The sequence below is a fragment of the Caproiciproducens sp. CPB-2 genome (assembly GCF_036287215.1).
In the GTDB taxonomy this organism is placed as follows: Bacteria; Bacillota; Clostridia; order Oscillospirales; family Acutalibacteraceae; genus Caproiciproducens.
The window spans coordinates 549,833-566,974 of record NZ_CP142860.1; the positions used below are offsets into that span (position 1 = coordinate 549,833).

20 protein-coding genes are annotated in these 17,142 nt (G+C 56.3%); 19 read left to right on the forward strand and 1 reads right to left on the reverse strand.

All coding sequences use genetic code 11. From position 1 onward, the window contains the following. Nucleotides 1-4: 4 nt before the first annotated feature. Genes VXK30_RS02645 through VXK30_RS02730 form a run of 18 tightly spaced genes read left to right on the forward strand, consistent with a single transcriptional unit; the run spans nt 5 to nt 16,090 of the window. The gene (locus VXK30_RS02645; RefSeq protein ID WP_275716942.1) at nt 5-1,045 is read left to right on the forward strand and encodes a pyridoxal phosphate-dependent aminotransferase; all 1,041 of its coding nucleotides are present in this window, start codon (nt 5-7) and stop codon (nt 1,043-1,045) included. Next, complete coding sequence (locus VXK30_RS02650) at nt 1,038-1,673, forward strand: precorrin-8X methylmutase (protein WP_275716940.1); 636 nt, start codon at nt 1,038-1,040, stop codon at nt 1,671-1,673. The genes VXK30_RS02645 and VXK30_RS02650 overlap by 8 nt, the downstream gene beginning before the upstream one ends. Before the next feature lie 2 nt (nt 1,674-1,675). Continuing rightward, nucleotides 1,676-2,806: a cobalt-precorrin-5B (C(1))-methyltransferase CbiD gene (gene cbiD / locus VXK30_RS02655; protein ID WP_275716938.1), complete on the forward strand. Its 1,131-nt coding sequence runs from the start codon at nt 1,676-1,678 to the stop codon at nt 2,804-2,806. Next, nucleotides 2,803-3,561: a precorrin-4 C(11)-methyltransferase gene (gene cobM, locus VXK30_RS02660; protein WP_275716936.1), complete on the forward strand. Its 759-nt coding sequence runs from the start codon at nt 2,803-2,805 to the stop codon at nt 3,559-3,561. Before cbiD ends, cobM begins: the two co-directional genes overlap by 4 nt. Then, the gene (locus VXK30_RS02665; protein ID WP_275716934.1) at nt 3,558-4,613 is read left to right on the forward strand and encodes a cobalt-precorrin 5A hydrolase; all 1,056 of its coding nucleotides are present in this window, start codon (nt 3,558-3,560) and stop codon (nt 4,611-4,613) included. Before cobM ends, VXK30_RS02665 begins: the two co-directional genes overlap by 4 nt. After that, nucleotides 4,603-5,334 carry a precorrin-3B C(17)-methyltransferase gene (gene cobJ, locus VXK30_RS02670; protein ID WP_275716932.1) on the forward strand — a complete coding sequence of 244 codons (732 nt, stop codon included), beginning with the start codon at nt 4,603-4,605 and terminating at the stop codon, nt 5,332-5,334. The genes VXK30_RS02665 and cobJ overlap by 11 nt, the downstream gene beginning before the upstream one ends. Further along, nucleotides 5,331-7,355: a precorrin-6A reductase gene (gene cobK / locus VXK30_RS02675; protein WP_275716930.1), complete on the forward strand. Its 2,025-nt coding sequence runs from the start codon at nt 5,331-5,333 to the stop codon at nt 7,353-7,355. The genes cobJ and cobK overlap by 4 nt, the downstream gene beginning before the upstream one ends. Further along, nucleotides 7,352-8,713, forward strand: coding sequence for a cobyrinate a,c-diamide synthase (locus VXK30_RS02680; RefSeq protein ID WP_275716928.1), 1,362 nt, complete (start codon nt 7,352-7,354; stop codon nt 8,711-8,713). Before cobK ends, VXK30_RS02680 begins: the two co-directional genes overlap by 4 nt. Then, on the forward strand, nt 8,697-9,488 hold the full coding sequence (gene cbiQ, locus VXK30_RS02685) for a cobalt ECF transporter T component CbiQ (protein WP_275716926.1): 792 nt from the start codon (nt 8,697-8,699) through the stop codon (nt 9,486-9,488). Before VXK30_RS02680 ends, cbiQ begins: the two co-directional genes overlap by 17 nt. Beyond that, the gene (locus VXK30_RS02690) at nt 9,489-10,310 is read left to right on the forward strand and encodes an energy-coupling factor ABC transporter ATP-binding protein (protein WP_275716924.1); all 822 of its coding nucleotides are present in this window, start codon (nt 9,489-9,491) and stop codon (nt 10,308-10,310) included. A 58-nt stretch (nt 10,311-10,368) separates the two neighbouring features. After that, on the forward strand, nt 10,369-11,118 hold the full coding sequence (locus tag VXK30_RS02695) for an energy-coupling factor ABC transporter permease (RefSeq protein ID WP_275716922.1): 750 nt from the start codon (nt 10,369-10,371) through the stop codon (nt 11,116-11,118). Nucleotide 11,119: 1 nt separating this feature from the next. Beyond that, on the forward strand, nt 11,120-11,437 hold the full coding sequence (locus tag VXK30_RS02700; RefSeq protein ID WP_275716920.1) for an energy-coupling factor ABC transporter substrate-binding protein: 318 nt from the start codon (nt 11,120-11,122) through the stop codon (nt 11,435-11,437). Beyond that, complete coding sequence (locus tag VXK30_RS02705; protein ID WP_275716918.1) at nt 11,434-12,213, forward strand: sirohydrochlorin cobaltochelatase; 780 nt, start codon at nt 11,434-11,436, stop codon at nt 12,211-12,213. Before VXK30_RS02700 ends, VXK30_RS02705 begins: the two co-directional genes overlap by 4 nt. Before the next feature lie 26 nt (nt 12,214-12,239). Beyond that, entirely contained in the window at nt 12,240-13,166 is a 927-nt protein-coding gene (locus VXK30_RS02710; RefSeq protein WP_275716916.1) for an ABC transporter substrate-binding protein, read from the forward strand. Continuing rightward, entirely contained in the window at nt 13,153-14,160 is a 1,008-nt protein-coding gene (locus VXK30_RS02715; protein ID WP_275716914.1) for a FecCD family ABC transporter permease, read from the forward strand. Before VXK30_RS02710 ends, VXK30_RS02715 begins: the two co-directional genes overlap by 14 nt. Next, nucleotides 14,153-14,935, forward strand: coding sequence for an ABC transporter ATP-binding protein (locus tag VXK30_RS02720; protein ID WP_275716912.1), 783 nt, complete (start codon nt 14,153-14,155; stop codon nt 14,933-14,935). Before VXK30_RS02715 ends, VXK30_RS02720 begins: the two co-directional genes overlap by 8 nt. Then, nucleotides 14,932-15,672, forward strand: coding sequence for a precorrin-2 C(20)-methyltransferase (gene cobI / locus VXK30_RS02725; protein ID WP_275716910.1), 741 nt, complete (start codon nt 14,932-14,934; stop codon nt 15,670-15,672). The genes VXK30_RS02720 and cobI overlap by 4 nt, the downstream gene beginning before the upstream one ends. A gap of 46 nt (nt 15,673-15,718) precedes the next feature. Continuing rightward, nucleotides 15,719-16,090 carry a DUF4180 domain-containing protein gene (locus tag VXK30_RS02730; protein ID WP_275716908.1) on the forward strand — a complete coding sequence of 124 codons (372 nt, stop codon included), beginning with the start codon at nt 15,719-15,721 and terminating at the stop codon, nt 16,088-16,090. Here VXK30_RS02730 and VXK30_RS02735 read toward each other — a convergent pair. Then, the gene (locus VXK30_RS02735) at nt 16,085-16,555 is read right to left on the reverse strand and encodes a pyridoxamine 5'-phosphate oxidase family protein (RefSeq protein ID WP_275716906.1); all 471 of its coding nucleotides are present in this window, start codon (nt 16,553-16,555) and stop codon (nt 16,085-16,087) included. The genes VXK30_RS02730 and VXK30_RS02735 overlap by 6 nt on opposite strands. A 236-nt stretch (nt 16,556-16,791) precedes the next feature. Here VXK30_RS02735 and VXK30_RS02740 point away from each other — a divergent pair, with 236 nt between their 5' ends. Next, nucleotides 16,792-17,016 carry a hypothetical protein gene (locus VXK30_RS02740; RefSeq protein WP_275716904.1) on the forward strand — a complete coding sequence of 75 codons (225 nt, stop codon included), beginning with the start codon at nt 16,792-16,794 and terminating at the stop codon, nt 17,014-17,016. The last annotated feature ends 126 nt before the right edge of the window (nt 17,017-17,142 follow it).

Genomic DNA, 17,142 nt, shown 5'->3' on the forward strand with positions numbered 1-17,142 from the left:
TTTTATGATTCACGGCGGTGATATTTATCGGAATCAGGTCCGTATCGATTTTTCGGTCAACAGCAATCCCCTTGGAATTCCCGATTCTGTAAAAAACGCGCTGCACGAAGCGGTCGGGCACTGCGAACAGTATCCGGACATCCGGGCGGAAAAGCTGGCGGAAAGCGTTTCCAAAATGACGGGAGTCGGTACGGAGCGCATCCTTTTCGGAAACGGCGCGTCGGAATTGTTCCTTGCCATCATTCACGCCGTCAGGCCAAAACGGATCGTCATCCCGGTTCCGTCCTTCTTCGGGTACGAAAAAGCGGCTCTGGCGTCGGACGCGGAAATCGGTTATTACGAAATGAAGGAAAGCGCGGGGTTTACGCTGGACGAAGGGCTTCTGACGGAGCTGACCGGGGATACGGATTTGCTGTTTCTCGCCAATCCCAACAATCCGGTGGGCAATCTGCTTGACGGCGCGCTGCTGGAAAAAATCGCGGCTGTCTGCCGGGAGAAGCGGATTACCGTCGTGCTGGACGAATGCTTTCTGGAATTTACCGGCGGGGAAGAGCGGCTTTCGTTCAAGAACCGGCTGCAAGAGTACCCGAATGTACTGGTGGTCCGCGCGTTCACCAAAATCTTCGCCATTCCGGGCGTCCGGCTGGGCTACCTCTTTTGCGGAGACCGGGAATTAACGGAAAGAATCAGAAATCAGCTGCCGGAATGGAACCTGTCCGTTTTCGCACAGGCCGCGGGCGCGGCGGCGTGCCGGGAAAAGGAATATCTGGAAAAGACCGTCCGGTTTGTAAAAACGGAAAGGGAATCTCTCAGCGGAGAGCTCAAACGGCTGGGGTTCCGGGTGTATCCGTCGGCGGCGGATTATCTATTGTTTTATACCCCTGTGCCGCTCTATGATCTGCTTTTGGAAAAGAAAATTTTGATCCGCGACTGCGGCAGCTACAGGGGCCTGAAAAAGGGCTACTATCGTATTGCGGTAAAACGGCACGGGGAAAATGAAACGCTGATCCGGGAGATCGAAAGGCTGGTGAAACAGGATGGATGAGATCGAATTTGTATTGCCGGAGGAAATTGAAAAACGCAGCTTCGCAATCATTTCAAGGGAACTGCGCGAGCGAAAGATCGAATTAAGGCCGGAGCAGGAAATGGTGATCAAACGCGTCATCCACACCAGCGCGGACTTTGAGTATGCAGACACGCTCGCTTTTTCGCCGGGGGCGGTGGAAAAAGCGAAGGAGCTGATTCAAAACGGCGCGGATATTGTAACGGACACCAATATGGGGCTGGCCGGAATCAACAAAACCGTACTGGCCCGTTACGGCGGCAGCGTCCATTGCTTTATGGCGGAAAAAGAGGTCGCCGAGCTGGCGAAGCGGCGCGGGATGACCCGGGCCGCGGTCAGCATGGAAATGGCGGCCAAAATCGAAAAGCCGGTGATTTTTGCCATCGGCAACGCGCCGACGGCGCTGATCCGGCTCTATGAGATGATTACGGACGGTTCCTTTTGCCCGGCGTTTGTCATCGGGGTTCCCGTCGGTTTCGTCAATGTGGAGGCGGCAAAGGAGCTGATTTTAGGGACGGATGTGCCTTTTATCGTAAACCGCGGCAGGAAGGGCGGCAGCAATGTGGCGGCGGCTGTCTGCAACGCGATTCTTTACGAGCTGGGGAGATAGGAATGCGGTACGGATTTACGACCGGAAGCTGCGCGGCTGCCGCGGCGAAGGCGGCGGCTTACATGCTGTTGACCGGGAAAGAAAAAAGGACCATCACCATCGACACGCCCAAGGGGATTCCCTATAAGGTGGCGGTGGAGGAGATCACCCGCGGGGAATCCGCGGTCACCTGCGCGGTCAGAAAGGACGGCGGGGACGACCCGGACGTTACCACCGGAGCGCTGGTTTTCGCCCGTGTCGTCTTAAACGGGCGGGAACGGTCGCCGGAAGAAGAAAGCCAAATCGTGATCGACGGAGGCGAAGGGGTCGGCAGGGTCACCAAACGCGGACTGGACCAGCCGGTCGGCAGCGCGGCCATCAACCATGTGCCGAGGGAAATGATCGCGAAGGAAGTGGCGGAAATCTGCCGCCTGACCGATTACCGGGGCGGGCTCCGGGTGGAAATCTCCGTTCCCGGCGGGGAAAAGCTGGCGGAAAAGACGTTCAACCCCAGGCTGGGGATCACCGGGGGCATTTCCATCCTCGGCACCACCGGGATTGTGGAGCCGATGAGCAGCCAGGCGCTGCTCGACACCATCCGGGTGGAGCTGAATGTAAAAAAGGAAGAGGGCTGCCGGGCGGTGGCGGTGACGCCGGGGAATTACGGCCAGGCTTTTATGAAAACCGCTTACGGGTATGATCTTGACCAAAGCGTCAAGTGCAGTAATTTTATCGGGAATACCATCGATATGGCGGTGGAAGCGGGATTTACCGCGATGCTCCTGACCGGGCATATCGGGAAGCTGGTGAAGCTTTCCGGCGGAATGATGAACACCCACTCCAAGGAAGGGGACTGCCGGATGGAGCTGATGGCGGTGGCAGGAATCCGGGCGGGCATTTCCGCAAAGACCGCCGGGGAAATCCTCGGTTGCGTCACCACGGAGGAGGCGTTACGGATACTGGAAACCGCCGGGAAACGGGAAAGGACGATGGAAATCCTTCTGGGAAAAATCTGTTTTTACCTGAATAAACGCGCGGCGGGAAGAATCCGGACAGAATGCATTCTTTACGCAAACGAATTCGGAGAGCTGGCGAAAAGCGAAGGGGCACAGGAACTGCTTCAGACAATCATGGAAACGGGAGGGAAACTATGATCTATTTTGTGGGGGCCGGAACCGGGGCGGTCGATTTGATCACCGTGAGGGGCAAACGGCTGCTTCAGACGGCGGACGTCGTCATCTACGCGGGTTCGCTGGTCAATCCGGAGCTTTTACAGGATACAAAGGACGGCTGCGCCGTCTATAACAGCGCGGAAATGACGCTGGAGGAGGTCGCTGCGGTCATGCGCCGGGCGGAACAAAGCGGGAAAACCACGGTGCGTCTCCACACGGGGGACCCCAGCGTATACGGGGCCGTGCGGGAACAGATGGATGTTCTGGATTCGCTCGGCATCCCCTATGAAAGCTGTCCGGGGGTCAGCGCGTGCTTCGGCGCCGCCGCGTCGTTAAATCTGGAATACACCCTGCCGGGTGTTTCCCAAAGCCTGATCATTACCCGCATGGAGGGGAGAACCCCGGTGCCGGAAAGGGAAAGCATTGAAAGCTTAGCGGCGCATGGGGCTTCCATGGCGATTTATCTGAGCGCCGGGATGCTGCGTGAATTAAGCGAAAAACTGCAAAAGGGCGGTTACCGGCCCGAAACGCCCGCGGCCATTGTTTACAAGGCCTCCTGGCCGGAGGAAAAAGCCTGTGTCTGTACCGTAGGAACTCTGGAAGAAATGGCGAAAGCGAACCAAATCACCAAAACGGCGCTGATTCTGGTCGGGGACGCCGTTGCGCATCGGAATTACCAGCGCTCCAGATTGTACGCGCCGGATTTTGAGACGGAATTTCGAGGGAAACGGGAATGAAAATCAGTATCATCAGCTTTACTGAGAGAGGGGCGGCTCTTGCGTGGACAGTCCAAAGCAGCCTTGCGCGGGAGATGGAAACGGTTCTTTTTACCAAACACAGGAATCTGCCGGACGATCTAAAAGCCGTATATGTGGAAGAAAGCCTTTCCCGGTGGGCGGGGGAGCAGTTCCGGGAGCACGGCGCGGTGCTCTTTATCGGGGCCTGCGGCATTGCCGTGCGCGCGATCGCGCCTTCTGTAAGGGATAAGCTAAAGGATTCCCCGGTGCTGGTCATGGATGAAGCGGGACGCTTTGTGATCCCGCTGCTGTCCGGGCATTTCGGGGGAGCCAACGAGCTGGCCGAACGGATCGCGGAAAAGACCGGCGCGGTTCCGGTCGTCACGACCGCCACCGACGTAAACGGATTGTTTGCGGCGGACGTCTTTGCCCGCGGGAACCGGCTGGCTGTCTGTAACCGGGGCGGGATTGCAGCTGTTTCGTCCGCGGTTCTTGCCGGGAAGCCTGTCACAATGGCGGTCGCGGGTTCCTGTACGGGAAGCTGGCCGAAGGAGCTGACCCCGGTACCTTACCCTGTGGACGGCAGGGCGTCGGTGATCGTTTCCCCCTTTGCGGCGGATGCGGAAAAGGCGGATTTACAGCTTTGCCCAAGGGCCTTTGTGCTCGGAATCGGGTGCAGGCGCGGGAAATCCTTTCCGGAAATAGAGGAAGCGGCGGAAAAGCAGATGAAGAAGGCCGGGCTGCGATGGGAGTCGCTGGCCGCCGCCGCGTCGGTCGACCGGAAAAAGGACGAGCCGGGGCTGCTGAAATTTGCGGAGAAGCATGGCCTTCCTTTCCTGACTTTTTCCGCGGACACACTGAAAACGGTTGGCGGCGATTTTGCCTCCTCCGCGTTTGTGGAGGAGCAGGTGGGCGTGGACAACGTCTGTGAACGCGCGGCGATGGCGGCCTGCGGGGAAGACGGAAGGCTCGTTGCCGAAAAATACGCCGAAAACGGAATCACCGTGGCGATCGCGCGGAAAAAATGGAGTGTAAGCTTTGATGAAACATAAGATTTATATTGTGGGAATGGGACCGGGAGCGGAAGAAATGATGACCTTTCAGGCGGTGCGGGCGCTGGAGGAAAGCGACGTGATCGTCGGGTACCCGGTCTATCTGAATCTGCTGGAAAAGCGCTTTCTGAAAAAAGAGCTGCTGTCCACGCCGATGACGCAGGAAGCGAAACGGTGCGAAATGTGCTTTGAAGAAGCCCTGAAGGGGAAAACGGTGGCGCTGGTCTGCAGCGGGGACGCCGGAGTGTACGGGCTGGCGTCGCTGATGTACGAGATCGGGAAGGATTACCCGGACTGCGAGCTTTCTGTGGTTCCGGGCGTCACCGCCGCCAACAGCGGCGCCGCATGCCTTGGGGCCCCGCTGAACCACGATTACTGCGTTATCAGCCTGAGCGACCTTCTGACGCCGTGGGAGCTGATTGAAAAAAGGCTGCGGTTTGCGGCGCGGGGCGACTTCTGTATTGCGCTCTACAACCCTTCCAGCCACAGGCGCGCGGATTACCTGCAAAAGGCGTGCGACATTCTGCTGGAACAGCTGGAGGAAAGCAGGGCCTGCGGCTATGTGGAAAATATCGGCAGAGAGGGCACCTGGACCTTTACCTGCACCTTAAAGGAACTGAGGGAGCGGCGGGTCAATATGTTTACCACCGTCTTTATCGGGAATTCCCAAACGCGGCTTCGGGACGGGAAGCTGATCACTGAAAGAGGATACCGTTTATGAAACAGATACTGATTTTTTCAGGGACAACGGAGGGCCGCCGGCTGGCGGAGCTGTTGTGCGCAAACGGACTGGAATGCACGGTCTGCGTGGCGACGGAATACGGGGAGCTGGTCATGGAAAAAAGGCCGGGGCTGACCGTCCATCAGGGCAGGATGACCCCGGAGGAAATGAAGCGCTTTCTCCGTTCGGGGAATTTCCTCGCGGTGGTGGACGCCACCCATCCCTTTGCGACCGCCGTTTCGGAGAATATCAGAAACAGCACGTCGGAAAGCGGGTTCCCTTGCCTGCGCATGCAGCGGGATACGGATATTCTGCCGCCGGGGCAAAAAGACGGCTTCCGCTATCCCACTCATGAAGCCTGTGCCGAGGCGCTGAAAGAAATGCCGGGCAACATCCTTTTGACGACGGGAAGTAAGGACCTGTCCCTTTACAGCGGGCGGAAGGAGCTGCTTCCCCGCCTGTACGCAAGGGTCCTGCCCGCGCTGGAAAGCCTCTCCCTCTGTTATGAAAACGGGATCGAAGGAAAACATATCCTCGCCATGCAGGGCCCCTTTTCGGTGGAAATGAACGAGGCGATGCTCCGGCAGTACGATATCCGCATTTTGGTGACGAAGGAAAGCGGTAAAAACGGCGGCTTTCCGGAAAAAATACAGGCCGCCCGCAACACCGGGACGAAAGTGCTAATGATCGGGAACCCGGAACGGGCGGAAGGGGATTCCTTTGAGGAAGTATGCGAAAAACTGGAAGACCTGACCGGGAAAAAGCTGCGGCGGGACAGCCGGACGTGGATTTCCCTGATTGGGATGGGAATGGGCGGCAAAACGTTACTGACAAGGGAGGCGGAGCGCCGGATACGGGAAGCGGAACTTCTCTTTGGGGCCCGGCGACTCCTGGCGGGGATCCCGGGCCCGGCCGAAAAAGTCCCCTGCTATCTGGCGGAGGACATCCTCCCGTATCTGAAGGGAAAAGCGGTTCAAAACGCGGCCGTCCTTTTTTCGGGGGACACCGGATTTTACAGCGGGGCGCAAAAGCTGTACGCCGCCCTGCAAAAAGAAACAGAAGCGGGTACCCTGCAAGCGCGGGTGGAAATCCTGCCGGGGATTTCCAGCGTTTCCTGCCTTGCGGCAAAGCTCGGGAAAAGCTGGCACGACGCGGCGATCGTCAGCATCCACGGGAAAAGCGCCAATGTCCTCGATACGGTGCGTACGAATGAAAAAACGTTCCTGCTCGTGTCCGGCCTCGCGGATATGAAAGCGCTCGGCGCGCTGTTTTTAGAGCACGGAACGGAGAATATCCGAATCACGGCGGGCTATCAGCTCTCCTATCCGGAGGAACGGATCCTGAATCTGGATCCGGCGGGCTGCGCCGCGCTCAAACAGGAAGGGCTTTATGTCTGCCTGATCGAAAACCCGGAAGCCGAAAAGAAGCGGCTGACGCACGGGCTGCCGGACAGCGCTTTTCTTCGGGGCCGGGTGCCGATGACCAAGGAAGAGGTCCGCGCGGTGTCCGTCTGCAAGCTCCGGCTCTGCCGGGACGCCGTCCTCTACGATATCGGGAGCGGCACAGGCTCCGTCGCGGTCGAGTGCGCGGCGCTGTCCGACCGCGTACGGGTGTATGCCGTTGAAAAGAAGCGGGAAGCCGCGCTTTTGACGGAAAAAAACCGGGCGAAATTCGGCCTTGCCAACCTGAGCGTGGTCGAGGGCGAAGCGCCGCAGGCGTTTGAGGGACTTCCTGCCCCGACCCATGCGTTTCTTGGCGGGAGCGGCGGCAATCTGAAGGAAATCCTCGCGGCGCTTTACCGGAAAAACCCGCGGCTCCGTGTGGTCGTGAACGCCGTCACGCTGGAAACCCTTGGTGAAATCAGCGGCTTGCTGAAAACCTTGCCGGTGGAGGAAGAAGAGATTGTTCAGGTACAGGTCAGCAGGGCCGAGCCGGTAGGAAGGTACCGCCTGATGCGCGCGGAGAATCCGGTTTTTATCGTTTCCTTTACTTTTCGGGAAAATGGGGAGAAAGACGAATGAAAGCACCCAGAATCATGATCGCGGCTGCCGGCAGCGGCAGCGGAAAGACCTTGCTGACCTGTTCGCTTTTACAGGCCCTGCTGGACAGCGGGAAAAGGGCGGCCGCGTTTAAATGCGGGCCGGACTTTATCGATCCTATGTTCCACCGCAAGGTGCTCGGCGTGCCCTCCAAAAATCTGGATTCCTATTTTACGGATGAAAACACGACGAAATTTCTGTTTCTGGAGGATGCCGAAGGGAAGGATCTTTCCGTAATCGAGGGCGTCATGGGGCTTTACGACGGCCTGGGCGGCGTCAAAGAGGAAGCGTCCTCCTACCATCTGGCAAAGGTCACGAAAACGCCGGTGATTCTGGTAGTGGACGCCCGCGGGATGGGCCGGTCGGTCATCCCGCTGATTGCCGGCTTTTTGCAGTATGACACCGCGCGCCTGATCCAGGGCGTGATTCTGAACAGAACCGGAAAGATGTTTTATGACGTGATCAAACCGGAAATAGAAGCGGAGACAGGAATTCCGGTGCTGGGGTATTTTCCCGTTCAGACGGAAATCAGACTGGAAAGCCGCCACCTCGGTCTGCGGCTGCCGGAGGAAATCGGGGGGCTCCGGGAGCAGCTGAAAAAATCCGCGGAGGTCTTCAGGACTGCCGTTGATCTGGAAAAGCTCATGATGATCGCGTCGCGGGCGGAAGAACTCGAAGCAGCCCCGGTAACGGTTCCCGCGAAAGCGGACGGCGTGCGGATCGGCGTCGCCATGGATGAAGCGTTCTGCTTTTACTATGAGGACAATCTGCGGCTGCTGCAAAAAGCCGGGGCGGAGCTAATCCCCTTTTCACCGCTGCGCGAAGAAAAGCTCCCGGCGCGCCTGCACGGGCTGATTCTGGGCGGCGGGTACCCGGAGCTATACGCGGAGGGGCTTTCCCGAAACGAAGGAATGCGGCAAAGCGTGAAAGAGGCAATCGAAAGCGGGATGCCCTCCATTGCGGAATGCGGAGGTTTTCTGTACCTGCATGAGACGATGGAAAATCAGGAGGGGCAGGCCTTCCCGATGGCTGGCGCGGTAAAGGGAAGCTGCCGCTATAGGGGAAAGCTGGTCCGCTTCGGGTATATCGGCGTCCGCGCGGAAACGGAAACCTTCCTGCCGAAGGGGACGGAAATCCGGGGACACGAGTTCCACTATTTTGACAGCACGGACAACGGAAGCGCCTGTCTGGCGCGAAAACCGGTGTCGGGGCGGCAGTGGCGCTGTGTCCACGCCGGAAAAAATCACTGGTGGGGCTTTCCGCATCTGTATTATTACGCGAACCCGGCCTACGCGGACCGTTTTTTAGGGAGGGCTGAAAGCTATGCACAGGGGTCATGAGATATCCGCCGATACCTATTCATATCTTTCCGCTTTAAGGGAGTGGAATACGACCTATAAGGTCGCTTTCTCGGTGGGGGCGCTGGTGACGGTCGTCGCCGCCGATTCCGTCGGGGTTTCCGTCGTGACCCTCCTTTTTATGCTGTTCCTCAGCGTGGGGGTGGGGAAAATCCCTGTAGGAGACTATTTCCGCCTGATGAAAATCCCTTTGGCCTTTATTCTGCTGGGGGGCGCGGCGATTACGGCCCAGTTCGGCAGCGGCGCGGACAGCCTCTTTCGCACCCGGTTTTTTCTGACGAATCTGTACGTGACCCAAAGCAGCCTGACACTGGGGATACATGTGACCCTCAAAGCGTTCTCGGCGGTCAGCGCGCTGTACCTGATGACGCTTTCCACCCCGATGGGGGAAATCATTTCCGTTTTCAGAAAAATCCGTGTGCCGGTTCTGATTCTGGAACTGATGCACCTGATTTACCGGTATATCTTCATTTTGTCGGAAACCAATCAGCGGCAGAAGGACGCCGCGGGGTCAAGGCTGGGGTACTGCGACCTGAAAACCTCCCTGCGCACCTTCAGCGGGGAGCTGGCGAATCTTTTGATCCTGTCCATGAAGAAGGCGGAAACGTATTACGACGCGATGGAAGCGCGGGGCTATGAGGGAAACGCCCTGTTCTGGGAGGAAAAAAGGCCGCTGACGGCGGGGCAGCTACGATACGCCGGCCTGTATCTCGCGCTGCTTTTGGGAACCTTTTGTTTGATAGGGAGGAGGGGCTGAATGAAAGAAAAAATTCTGGAGGCGGACCATCTTTCGTTTGCCTATGACAGGGACTGCGATGCGCTGAAGGACATCTGCCTTGCGATCTATCAGCGGGAAAAAATCGCCGTCCTTGGGGCAAACGGGGCCGGAAAAACCACTTTTTTTCTGAATCTGAACGGTGTGAGGGAGCCCACGGGCGGGGAAATCCGCTACCGCGGGGAAACGATCGGCAGGAAAAACATCAACCGGCTGCGGCGGAATGTGGGAATCGTCTTTCAGGACGCGGACAGTCAGATCATCGCTTCCACGGTAAAGGCGGAGGTAGCCTTCGGGCCGCTGAATATGAAGCTTCCCCGGGAAGAGGTGGAGGAAAGGACCCTTCGCGCCGTCCGGGAAATGAAGCTGGAGGATCACCTCCTGCGGCCGCCCCATTCCCTGAGCGGCGGGGAAAAGAAAAGGGTCAGCATCGCGGACATCCTGGCCATGGATTCCGAAGTCATGATTTTTGACGAGCCGACCGCTTCCCTGGACCCGGTCAACGCGCAGGTGCTGGAAGAGGTTCTGGATCAGATCGGACAAAAGGGAAAAACCGTCCTGCTTTCCACGCACGACGTGGATTTTGCCTATCGCTTTGCGCAGCGGGTCCTGGTTTTCTGCGGCGGGGAGCTGATCGGCGACGGAACCGCGGAAGAAATCTTCCGCGACGAGTCCCTGCTCGGAAAAGCAAACCTGAAAAAGCCGGTCCTGATGCAGCTTTACGATCTGCTGAAAGAAAAGGGGAAAATCGGGAAAGCGGGAGCTTGCCCCAAAAGGATTTCCGATTTTGCCGCGCTGCTGTAAAGAATGGTAAACAAATTGATATTTGTTCCAGATAAAACGAAAAGAGAGGGTAATAACAATGACAACGAAACAGAAAAAATGGATTGCTTCGCTGGCGGTCCTGTCGGGTATCGTGGGAATTACTCCGAATGCCTACGCGATGCACATTATGGAGGGCTACCTTGCGCCTCAGTACTGTATTGCCTGGGGAGTGCTGTGCATTCCCTTCTTAGTGACCGGATACCTGTCCATCAACAAAAAGCTGAAAGAAAACAGGAAGAACATCACACTGCTCGCCATGGCGGGGGCGTTTATCTTCGTGATTTCCTCCCTGAAAATTCCGTCCGTAACGGGAAGCTGTTCCCATATGACGGGTACGGGGCTGGGCGCGATTCTGTTCGGGCCCACGGCCGTCGGCATTTTAGGCATCATCGTCCTGATCTTTCAGGCGATTCTGCTTGCGCACGGCGGGCTGACCACGCTGGGGGCCAACACCTTTTCCATGGCCATTGCCGGCCCGCTGCTCAGCTACGGAATTTTCCTGCTGTGCAGAAAGCTGAAAGTGAACCGTTATATCGGCATTTTTCTGGCGGCGTTTCTGGGCGACCTCTTTACTTACTGCGTCACAAGCTTTCAGCTCGCGGTCGCCTATCCTTCCGCGGAGGGAGGTGCTATGGCGTCGGCCGGGAAGTTCCTCGGCGTTTTTGCGCCGACGCAGCTGCCCCTTGCCGTTCTGGAGGGCATTCTGACCGTCCTGATCATGATCGCGCTGAAAACATACGCTACCCCGGAGCTGAAAATGCTGAAATTGAACATGGAGGAGAAATAAGATGAGTAAGACGAAAAAAACGGTTGTCGCGTTGATCCTTGCAGCGGTTTTCATCGCTTTTGTCCCGCTGTTCGCTTTAAAGGGCGCGGAATTCGGCGGCTCCGACGACGCGGGCAGCGGCATGGTGGAGCAAATCGCGGGGAACTATGAGCCCTGGTTCACGCCGGTATTGGAGACCGCGATTCACGGGGAGCTGCCGGGCGAAGTGGAAAGCCTTCTGTTCTGCCTGCAGACGGGCGTCGGCGTCGGAATCATCGCTTTCCTGATGGGGCGCCTGGTCGAACGTAAAAAATGGACGAACGGTAAGGAGAACGAATGAAGCAGGGAATTCTGATCGTCAGCTTTGGGACCACCTATCGGGAAACCAGAGAGAAAAACATTGAAAAAATCGCTCGGACAGTCCGGGAAGCTTTCCCGGACTGGAGCGTTTATCAGGCGTATTCCAGCAATATTGTGAGAAGTATCCTGGAAAAAAGGGACCGTATTATCATCCGCGACGTCAGGGAGACATTGCGGCAGATGAAGCGGGACGGAATCACCCGCGCCGCTGTTTTGCCGACTCATTTGATAGACGGTATTGAAAACGGTAAAATGAAGTGTACAATAGAAGAATGCAGGGAACTGTTTTCCGAAATAAAAACAGCCCGCGTGCTCCTGGGCAGCGAAGCCGATTACGCCGCCGCCGCCAAAGCGCTGTGGCAGGAAATCGGGGAAGCGGCGGGAGACGACCCCGTTGTCCTGATGGGGCACGGCTCCCCGCATGAGGCGGACGGCAGCTATGCAAAGCTGGAAAAGCAGCTGCGGGCCTGTTCCGGCAAAGAAATCCACATTGCCACGGTGGATGGCTCCGTTGCCGTTGCGGATGTGATTCAAAAGCTGAACGCCTCCGCGCGAAAAAGAAAGCGCGTGCTGGTGCTGCCGCTGATGCTGGTGGCGGGCGACCATGCGGTCAACGATATGGCGGGGGAACAGGACTCCTTTGCGTCAAATCTGAGAGCGGCAGGCTGCGAGCCGGAATGTATCCGGAAGGGAATCGGCGAATACGAAGGCATCCGCGAGCTTTATATCAACCATTTAAGAGAGGTAATCGGGTAAAAAGTATGAAAACAGCAGGGAAAATCATGGCGTTCGTGTTGGGCTTATGCCTTCTTTACGGATGCGGAAAAACAGAACCCAATACGGCAAGCTCCTCCCAGTCCCCGTCTTCGGCGGCGAGCGCCGTTACGTTCACCGACGATCTGGGGGTCCGGGTGACGGTGGACCGCCCGAAAAAGACGGCGGTGCTGTCCGCGAGCTATGCGGACGCCTGGCAGCTGGCCGGCGGAACCGTCGCGGCCTATACGGACGACGCGAAGGGTACGATTCCAATCAAAGAGGACATGCTCAACCTTGGGAAACTCAACACCCCGAATGTGGAGAGCATGATTGCGGATAAAATCGATTTCGTGATTTTGTCCGGCGCGATTTCGGAGCATGTAAAGCTGAGAAATACGCTGGAAAGCGCGGGGATCAAAACCGCTTATTTCAAAGTGGAAACCTTTGAGGATTATGCAAAAATGATGAAAACGCTGACCGATATCACCGGCAGGGCGGACCTGTACAAAAAAAACGTGTCGGATCTGCAGGCGGAAATTCAGAAACAGATCGCCAGAGCGGATGGAAGCCGTCCCACGGTGCTGTTCCTGCGGGCGTATTCCACCGGGGTAAAGGCCAAAGGCAGCGACAGCATGACGGGGAAAATGCTGAAGGACCTCGGCTGTGTGAATATCGCCGACCAAAAGGGCAGCCTGCTGGATAATCTGAGCATGGAAGCGATCGTCGCCGCGGACCCGGATTTTATTTTTGTGACGACCATGGGGGAATCCCGGGAAGCCGCGCTCGGTATGGTCGATCAGCTCCTGATTTCCAATCCCGCGTGGAGCGGGCTGACGGCGGTAAAGGAAAAGCATTATTATGTTCTTCCGAAGGAGCTGTTTCATTTGAAGCCGAATAAGCGCTGGGGAGAAAGCTATCAGATATTGGCGGACGATTTATATGGAAAAAAGTAGACAATCGGTCAGGGCGCAAAAAAGAATAGCGATCATGCTGCTTCTGCTTCTGCTGATGACGGGAATCGGCATTCTGGGCGGGTCGGCAAAAATATCCCTTGCGGATTTCCGGGAGCTGTTTTCCGGGCGGGAGGCGACGGCCGCCGGGCGGATTCTCCTTTACGTCCGTCTGCCCCGCGTGGCGGGCGCCGTCGTTGCGGGAACGGCTTTGGCTGTGGCGGGGGCCGTGATCCAGACCGTTTTGAACAATCCGCTCGCCGGGCCGAATATTATCGGCGTAAATTCCGGGGCAGGATTCGCGGTGGTCCTGTGCGGCATCCTGCTGCCGAAATCATATGCCGCTCTGCCGGCGGCCGCGTTCGCAGGGGCTTTCGTTACCGTTCTGTTTGTCTTTTATCTCGGGAAAAAGACCGGTTCCTCCAAAATCACGCTGGTCCTTGCGGGCGTCGCGATCAACAGCTTTCTGAACGGGGCGACGGACGCGGTCAATACGCTCAGCGAAGAATCGCTGATTTCGGCCAACATGTTTAAAATCGGGGGATTGAACGGGGTCAACGCCCAGGTTCTGAAATACGCGTCCGTCCTTGTCGTCGCCGCCGTTCTGGCGGTGCTGCTGCTCCACAACGAGCTGGAGGTGCTGTCGCTGGGGGAAGAAACGGCAAAGACGCTGGGACTGCCGGTTTCCTTTTACCGCTTTCTGTTCCTGATGCTGGCGGCCGTCCTGTGCGGCGCGGCGGTCAGCTTTGCCGGGCTTCTGGGATTTGTGGGGCTGATTGTTCCCCACATCGCAAGGCTTTTGGTAGGGGAGGAATCGAAATACTTGATTCTCTCCTCCGCCATTCTGGGCGCGCTGTTTCTGCTGATCTGCGATTTTATAGCCCGGACCTGCTTCGCCCCGTTCGAGCTGCCGGTGGGGATCATCTTATCCTTTGTGGGAGCGCCGTTCTTTGTCTGGCTGCTGTTCCGCCGGAAAAGGGGGAACCGCAATGCTTAAGCTGGAGAACGTCTCCGCGGGCTACGGAAAGACGCCGGTGATCAGAGGAATTAACGCGGAGTTTGAAGAAGGCCGGATCACCACGATCGTAGGGCCGAACGGAAGCGGGAAAAGCACCCTGCTGAAGGCGGCGGTCAACCTCTGCGAGGTGCAGGAGGGGACCGTGTACCTGAAAGGGAAAAAAAGGGAGGAAATCGGAAACAGGAAATTCGCGCAGCAGGTTTCCTATCTTCCGCAAAGCCACGCCGCCGGGGCGATCACCGTCGGCAGAATGGTGCTGCACGGCAGGTTTCCCTACCTTTCCTATCCCAGGCGTTACGGCAAAGAGGATTATGAGTTCTGCCGCAAGGCGATGGAAAAAACCGGCATCCTGCCGCTGCGGGACAAGAAGGTGGACGAGCTTTCCGGCGGCCAGAGGCAGAAGGTCTATCTGGCAATGGCGCTTTCGGGGGAAACGGACGTGTTTTTATTCGACGAACCGACCACTTATCTGGATATTCGCTATCAGCTGGAGCTGCTGCAGCTGATGGAACAGCTGAAAGAGCAGGGAAAAGCGGTGGTGACGGTTTTGCACGATCTGGATATCGCCATGCGGGTTTCGGATTCCGTCATTGTCATGCAGGACGGGAAAATCGTCCAAACGGGGACTCCGGAGGAAATCCAGTCGAGCGGGATGATCGAAAAGGTTTTTCAGATCACGGCGCAAAGCTTCGTGGATGAAGCGGGGAAAAAGCATTTTTATTTTGAGCGGCAGGAAAGGCAAAGGGAGCAATGAGTAAAATTTTATACGGGATCGGAGTAGGCCCGGGCGACCCGGAACTGCTGACAATCAAGGCGCTGCGGTGTATTGGGGAAAGCGACGTCGTCGTTCTTCCGGCTCGAACGCGGGAAGAATGCTACGCCTATCAGATCGTCAAACAGGCTTGCCCGAAGATAGAAGAAAAGGAAATTGCCTGCCTGCCCTTTCCAATGATCAGGGAAAAAGCAGGGTTGAAGAAGGCGCACGACGAGGTTTATGAAAAAATCGAGGGCTTTCTGCGGGCGGACAAAACGGTGGCTTTTCTCACCATCGGCGACCCCTGCGTGTACTCCACCTACAGCTATGTCCACAGCAGGGTTCTGGAAAGCGGAGGCAGGGCCGTCCTCATCAACGGCGTGCCCTCCTTCTGCGCGGCCGCGGCCGCGCTCGGCATCGCTCTGGGCGGCAGCCGGGATGAAATCCATATTATCCCCGCTTCCTACGGTATCGGGCATACCCTGAGCCTTCAGGGGACGAAAATTTACATGAAATCGGGGAAAAAGCTGGCGGAGCTGAAGAAAATGCTGGTGGAATTCCCAAAAGCCGATCAGATGGAGGTTTACTCCGTTTCCAACTGCGGAATGGAAAACGAGTCCGTCCGCGCCGGGGCGGAAAATCTCGACCCGGAAAGCGGCTATCTGACGATTGTCATCGTAAAGGAAAAGCCAAAGCGAACACTGCCCCCGACAGCGGAAAGGACGAATGTATACTGACCTGGGAAAGAGATCGCCAAAACAGGCATTTTAAAGGAGAAAGTATATGAATACCCAAATCAAAGAAAAAAACGGTGTTAAAATAGCGGTGGTGAACAGCGGGGAAACGCTGATTTCCGACGGCCAGTCCGCTTTGGACTGGATGATGTCTGTTCAGTATGAAACGGGATGCAGCCGCATTGCGCTCAACAAAGAAGCGATTGCCGACGATTTCTTTATTTTGAGTTCCGGTGTGGCGGGAGAAATTCTGCAGAAATTCATCAATTATCATATCAAATTTGCGGTCTACGGCGATTTTTCAAAATACACCAGCAAACCGCTCAGGGACTTTATTTATGAAAGCAATCAGGGGAGAGATATTTTCTTTGTACCGACCGAAGAGGATGCCGCAGAAAAGCTCGGCGGCGTATCGTTATAAATGCTCCTTGCAGGCCAGCTCCCTGACCTCCAGCTTAAAGACGGCGACGGCCCTGACGGCGGCGTCCGGAAAAGCCCAGTCGTTTTTTTCGGAATAATGCGACATAATCAGCTGCAGGGCGGCCCTTTTTTCCGTGTCGTCCGTGACAAGGCCGACTGTTCCGTCGCCGATCACGCTTTGGTAGCGGAAGGAATAATTACAGGCCGTTTCTGCGCCGGTCACCTCGTGGCCGGTGTCCAGTTCAAAGCCGGCGCGGCCGGTCCGGTTGATCAAATCGATTTTTCTGCCTTCCTTTGCCCCATGGAAATAGAAGCACCTTTTTTCTCCTTTGACCTCGTATCCAAAATTGAGGGGAACAATGTAAACCCCGTTTTCATCGGCAAAACCCAGCCGGCAGCAGTCGCAGGCCGCGATGATCCCGTCGATCTTCCGCAAATCCGTGATTTCCCTGTCTTTTCTTCTCATAATGATACCCTCCGTTTTTTATTTTCCAAGTTATGGATTTTTTTGAAATTTCCGGTTTCCCACAGGCTGAAAAAGCTCATGGGATCCTAAGGATTCTGTTTTATTTCAGATTTCAATATTTAATAATTTTCCCATTTCCTGTTGTAAAAAGCCGTTCAATGGACAAAATACTTTCGGAAGTCAATATGATTCTGACTTTCCATTAAAAAGTTCAATCAAACAGGAGATGCAAAAAAATGTATAACGATAATAAAGAATTACAGGACGCCAAAAAGGCCAATCAGAAAGCGAAGCAGGGCAGTACGTCAAGCTATTCCAATTCGATTGACCCGAACCTTGAGGAAGCCAGACAGCTGAATTCGCAGTCTGCAAATTCCGGCTCCGGCTCCGGCAACTCCGGAACAAGCGGCACGGAAGAAGCAAAACAGCTGAATCAGAAATCAAGGCAGAACAAAAAGTAATTTCCAGCCGTTTCAGCTTTTCAAAAGTCACGCGGGGTGTTTTTTGACGCCGTGCGTGACTTTATTTTATTCGATCACCACCCGTTTGTCCAGAGGATCGGCCGGAAAGCGCCCTGTTTTTGCGAA

Excerpts from the sequence above, each read along its gene's own strand:
- VXK30_RS02645 (WP_275716942.1), top strand. The coding sequence starts at position 5 with ATGATTCACGGCGGTGATATTTATCGGAATCAGGTCCGTATCGATTTT.
- VXK30_RS02650 (WP_275716940.1), top strand. The coding sequence starts at position 1,038 with ATGGATGAGATCGAATTTGTATTGCCGGAGGAAATTGAAAAACGCAGC.
- cbiD (WP_275716938.1), top strand. The coding sequence starts at position 1,676 with ATGCGGTACGGATTTACGACCGGAAGCTGCGCGGCTGCCGCGGCGAAG.
- cobM (WP_275716936.1), top strand. The coding sequence starts at position 2,803 with ATGATCTATTTTGTGGGGGCCGGAACCGGGGCGGTCGATTTGATCACC.
- VXK30_RS02665 (WP_275716934.1), top strand. The coding sequence starts at position 3,558 with ATGAAAATCAGTATCATCAGCTTTACTGAGAGAGGGGCGGCTCTTGCG.
- cobJ (WP_275716932.1), top strand. The coding sequence starts at position 4,603 with ATGAAACATAAGATTTATATTGTGGGAATGGGACCGGGAGCGGAAGAA.
- cobK (WP_275716930.1), top strand. The coding sequence starts at position 5,331 with ATGAAACAGATACTGATTTTTTCAGGGACAACGGAGGGCCGCCGGCTG.
- VXK30_RS02680 (WP_275716928.1), top strand. The coding sequence starts at position 7,352 with ATGAAAGCACCCAGAATCATGATCGCGGCTGCCGGCAGCGGCAGCGGA.
- cbiQ (WP_275716926.1), top strand. The coding sequence starts at position 8,697 with ATGCACAGGGGTCATGAGATATCCGCCGATACCTATTCATATCTTTCC.
- VXK30_RS02690 (WP_275716924.1), top strand. The coding sequence starts at position 9,489 with ATGAAAGAAAAAATTCTGGAGGCGGACCATCTTTCGTTTGCCTATGAC.
- VXK30_RS02695 (WP_275716922.1), top strand. The coding sequence starts at position 10,369 with ATGACAACGAAACAGAAAAAATGGATTGCTTCGCTGGCGGTCCTGTCG.
- VXK30_RS02700 (WP_275716920.1), top strand. The coding sequence starts at position 11,120 with ATGAGTAAGACGAAAAAAACGGTTGTCGCGTTGATCCTTGCAGCGGTT.
- VXK30_RS02705 (WP_275716918.1), top strand. The coding sequence starts at position 11,434 with ATGAAGCAGGGAATTCTGATCGTCAGCTTTGGGACCACCTATCGGGAA.
- VXK30_RS02710 (WP_275716916.1), top strand. The coding sequence starts at position 12,240 with ATGGCGTTCGTGTTGGGCTTATGCCTTCTTTACGGATGCGGAAAAACA.
- VXK30_RS02715 (WP_275716914.1), top strand. The coding sequence starts at position 13,153 with ATGGAAAAAAGTAGACAATCGGTCAGGGCGCAAAAAAGAATAGCGATC.
- VXK30_RS02720 (WP_275716912.1), top strand. The coding sequence starts at position 14,153 with ATGCTTAAGCTGGAGAACGTCTCCGCGGGCTACGGAAAGACGCCGGTG.
- cobI (WP_275716910.1), top strand. The coding sequence starts at position 14,932 with ATGAGTAAAATTTTATACGGGATCGGAGTAGGCCCGGGCGACCCGGAA.
- VXK30_RS02730 (WP_275716908.1), top strand. The coding sequence starts at position 15,719 with ATGAATACCCAAATCAAAGAAAAAAACGGTGTTAAAATAGCGGTGGTG.
- VXK30_RS02735 (WP_275716906.1), bottom strand. The coding sequence starts at position 16,555 with ATGAGAAGAAAAGACAGGGAAATCACGGATTTGCGGAAGATCGACGGG.
- VXK30_RS02740 (WP_275716904.1), top strand. The coding sequence starts at position 16,792 with ATGTATAACGATAATAAAGAATTACAGGACGCCAAAAAGGCCAATCAG.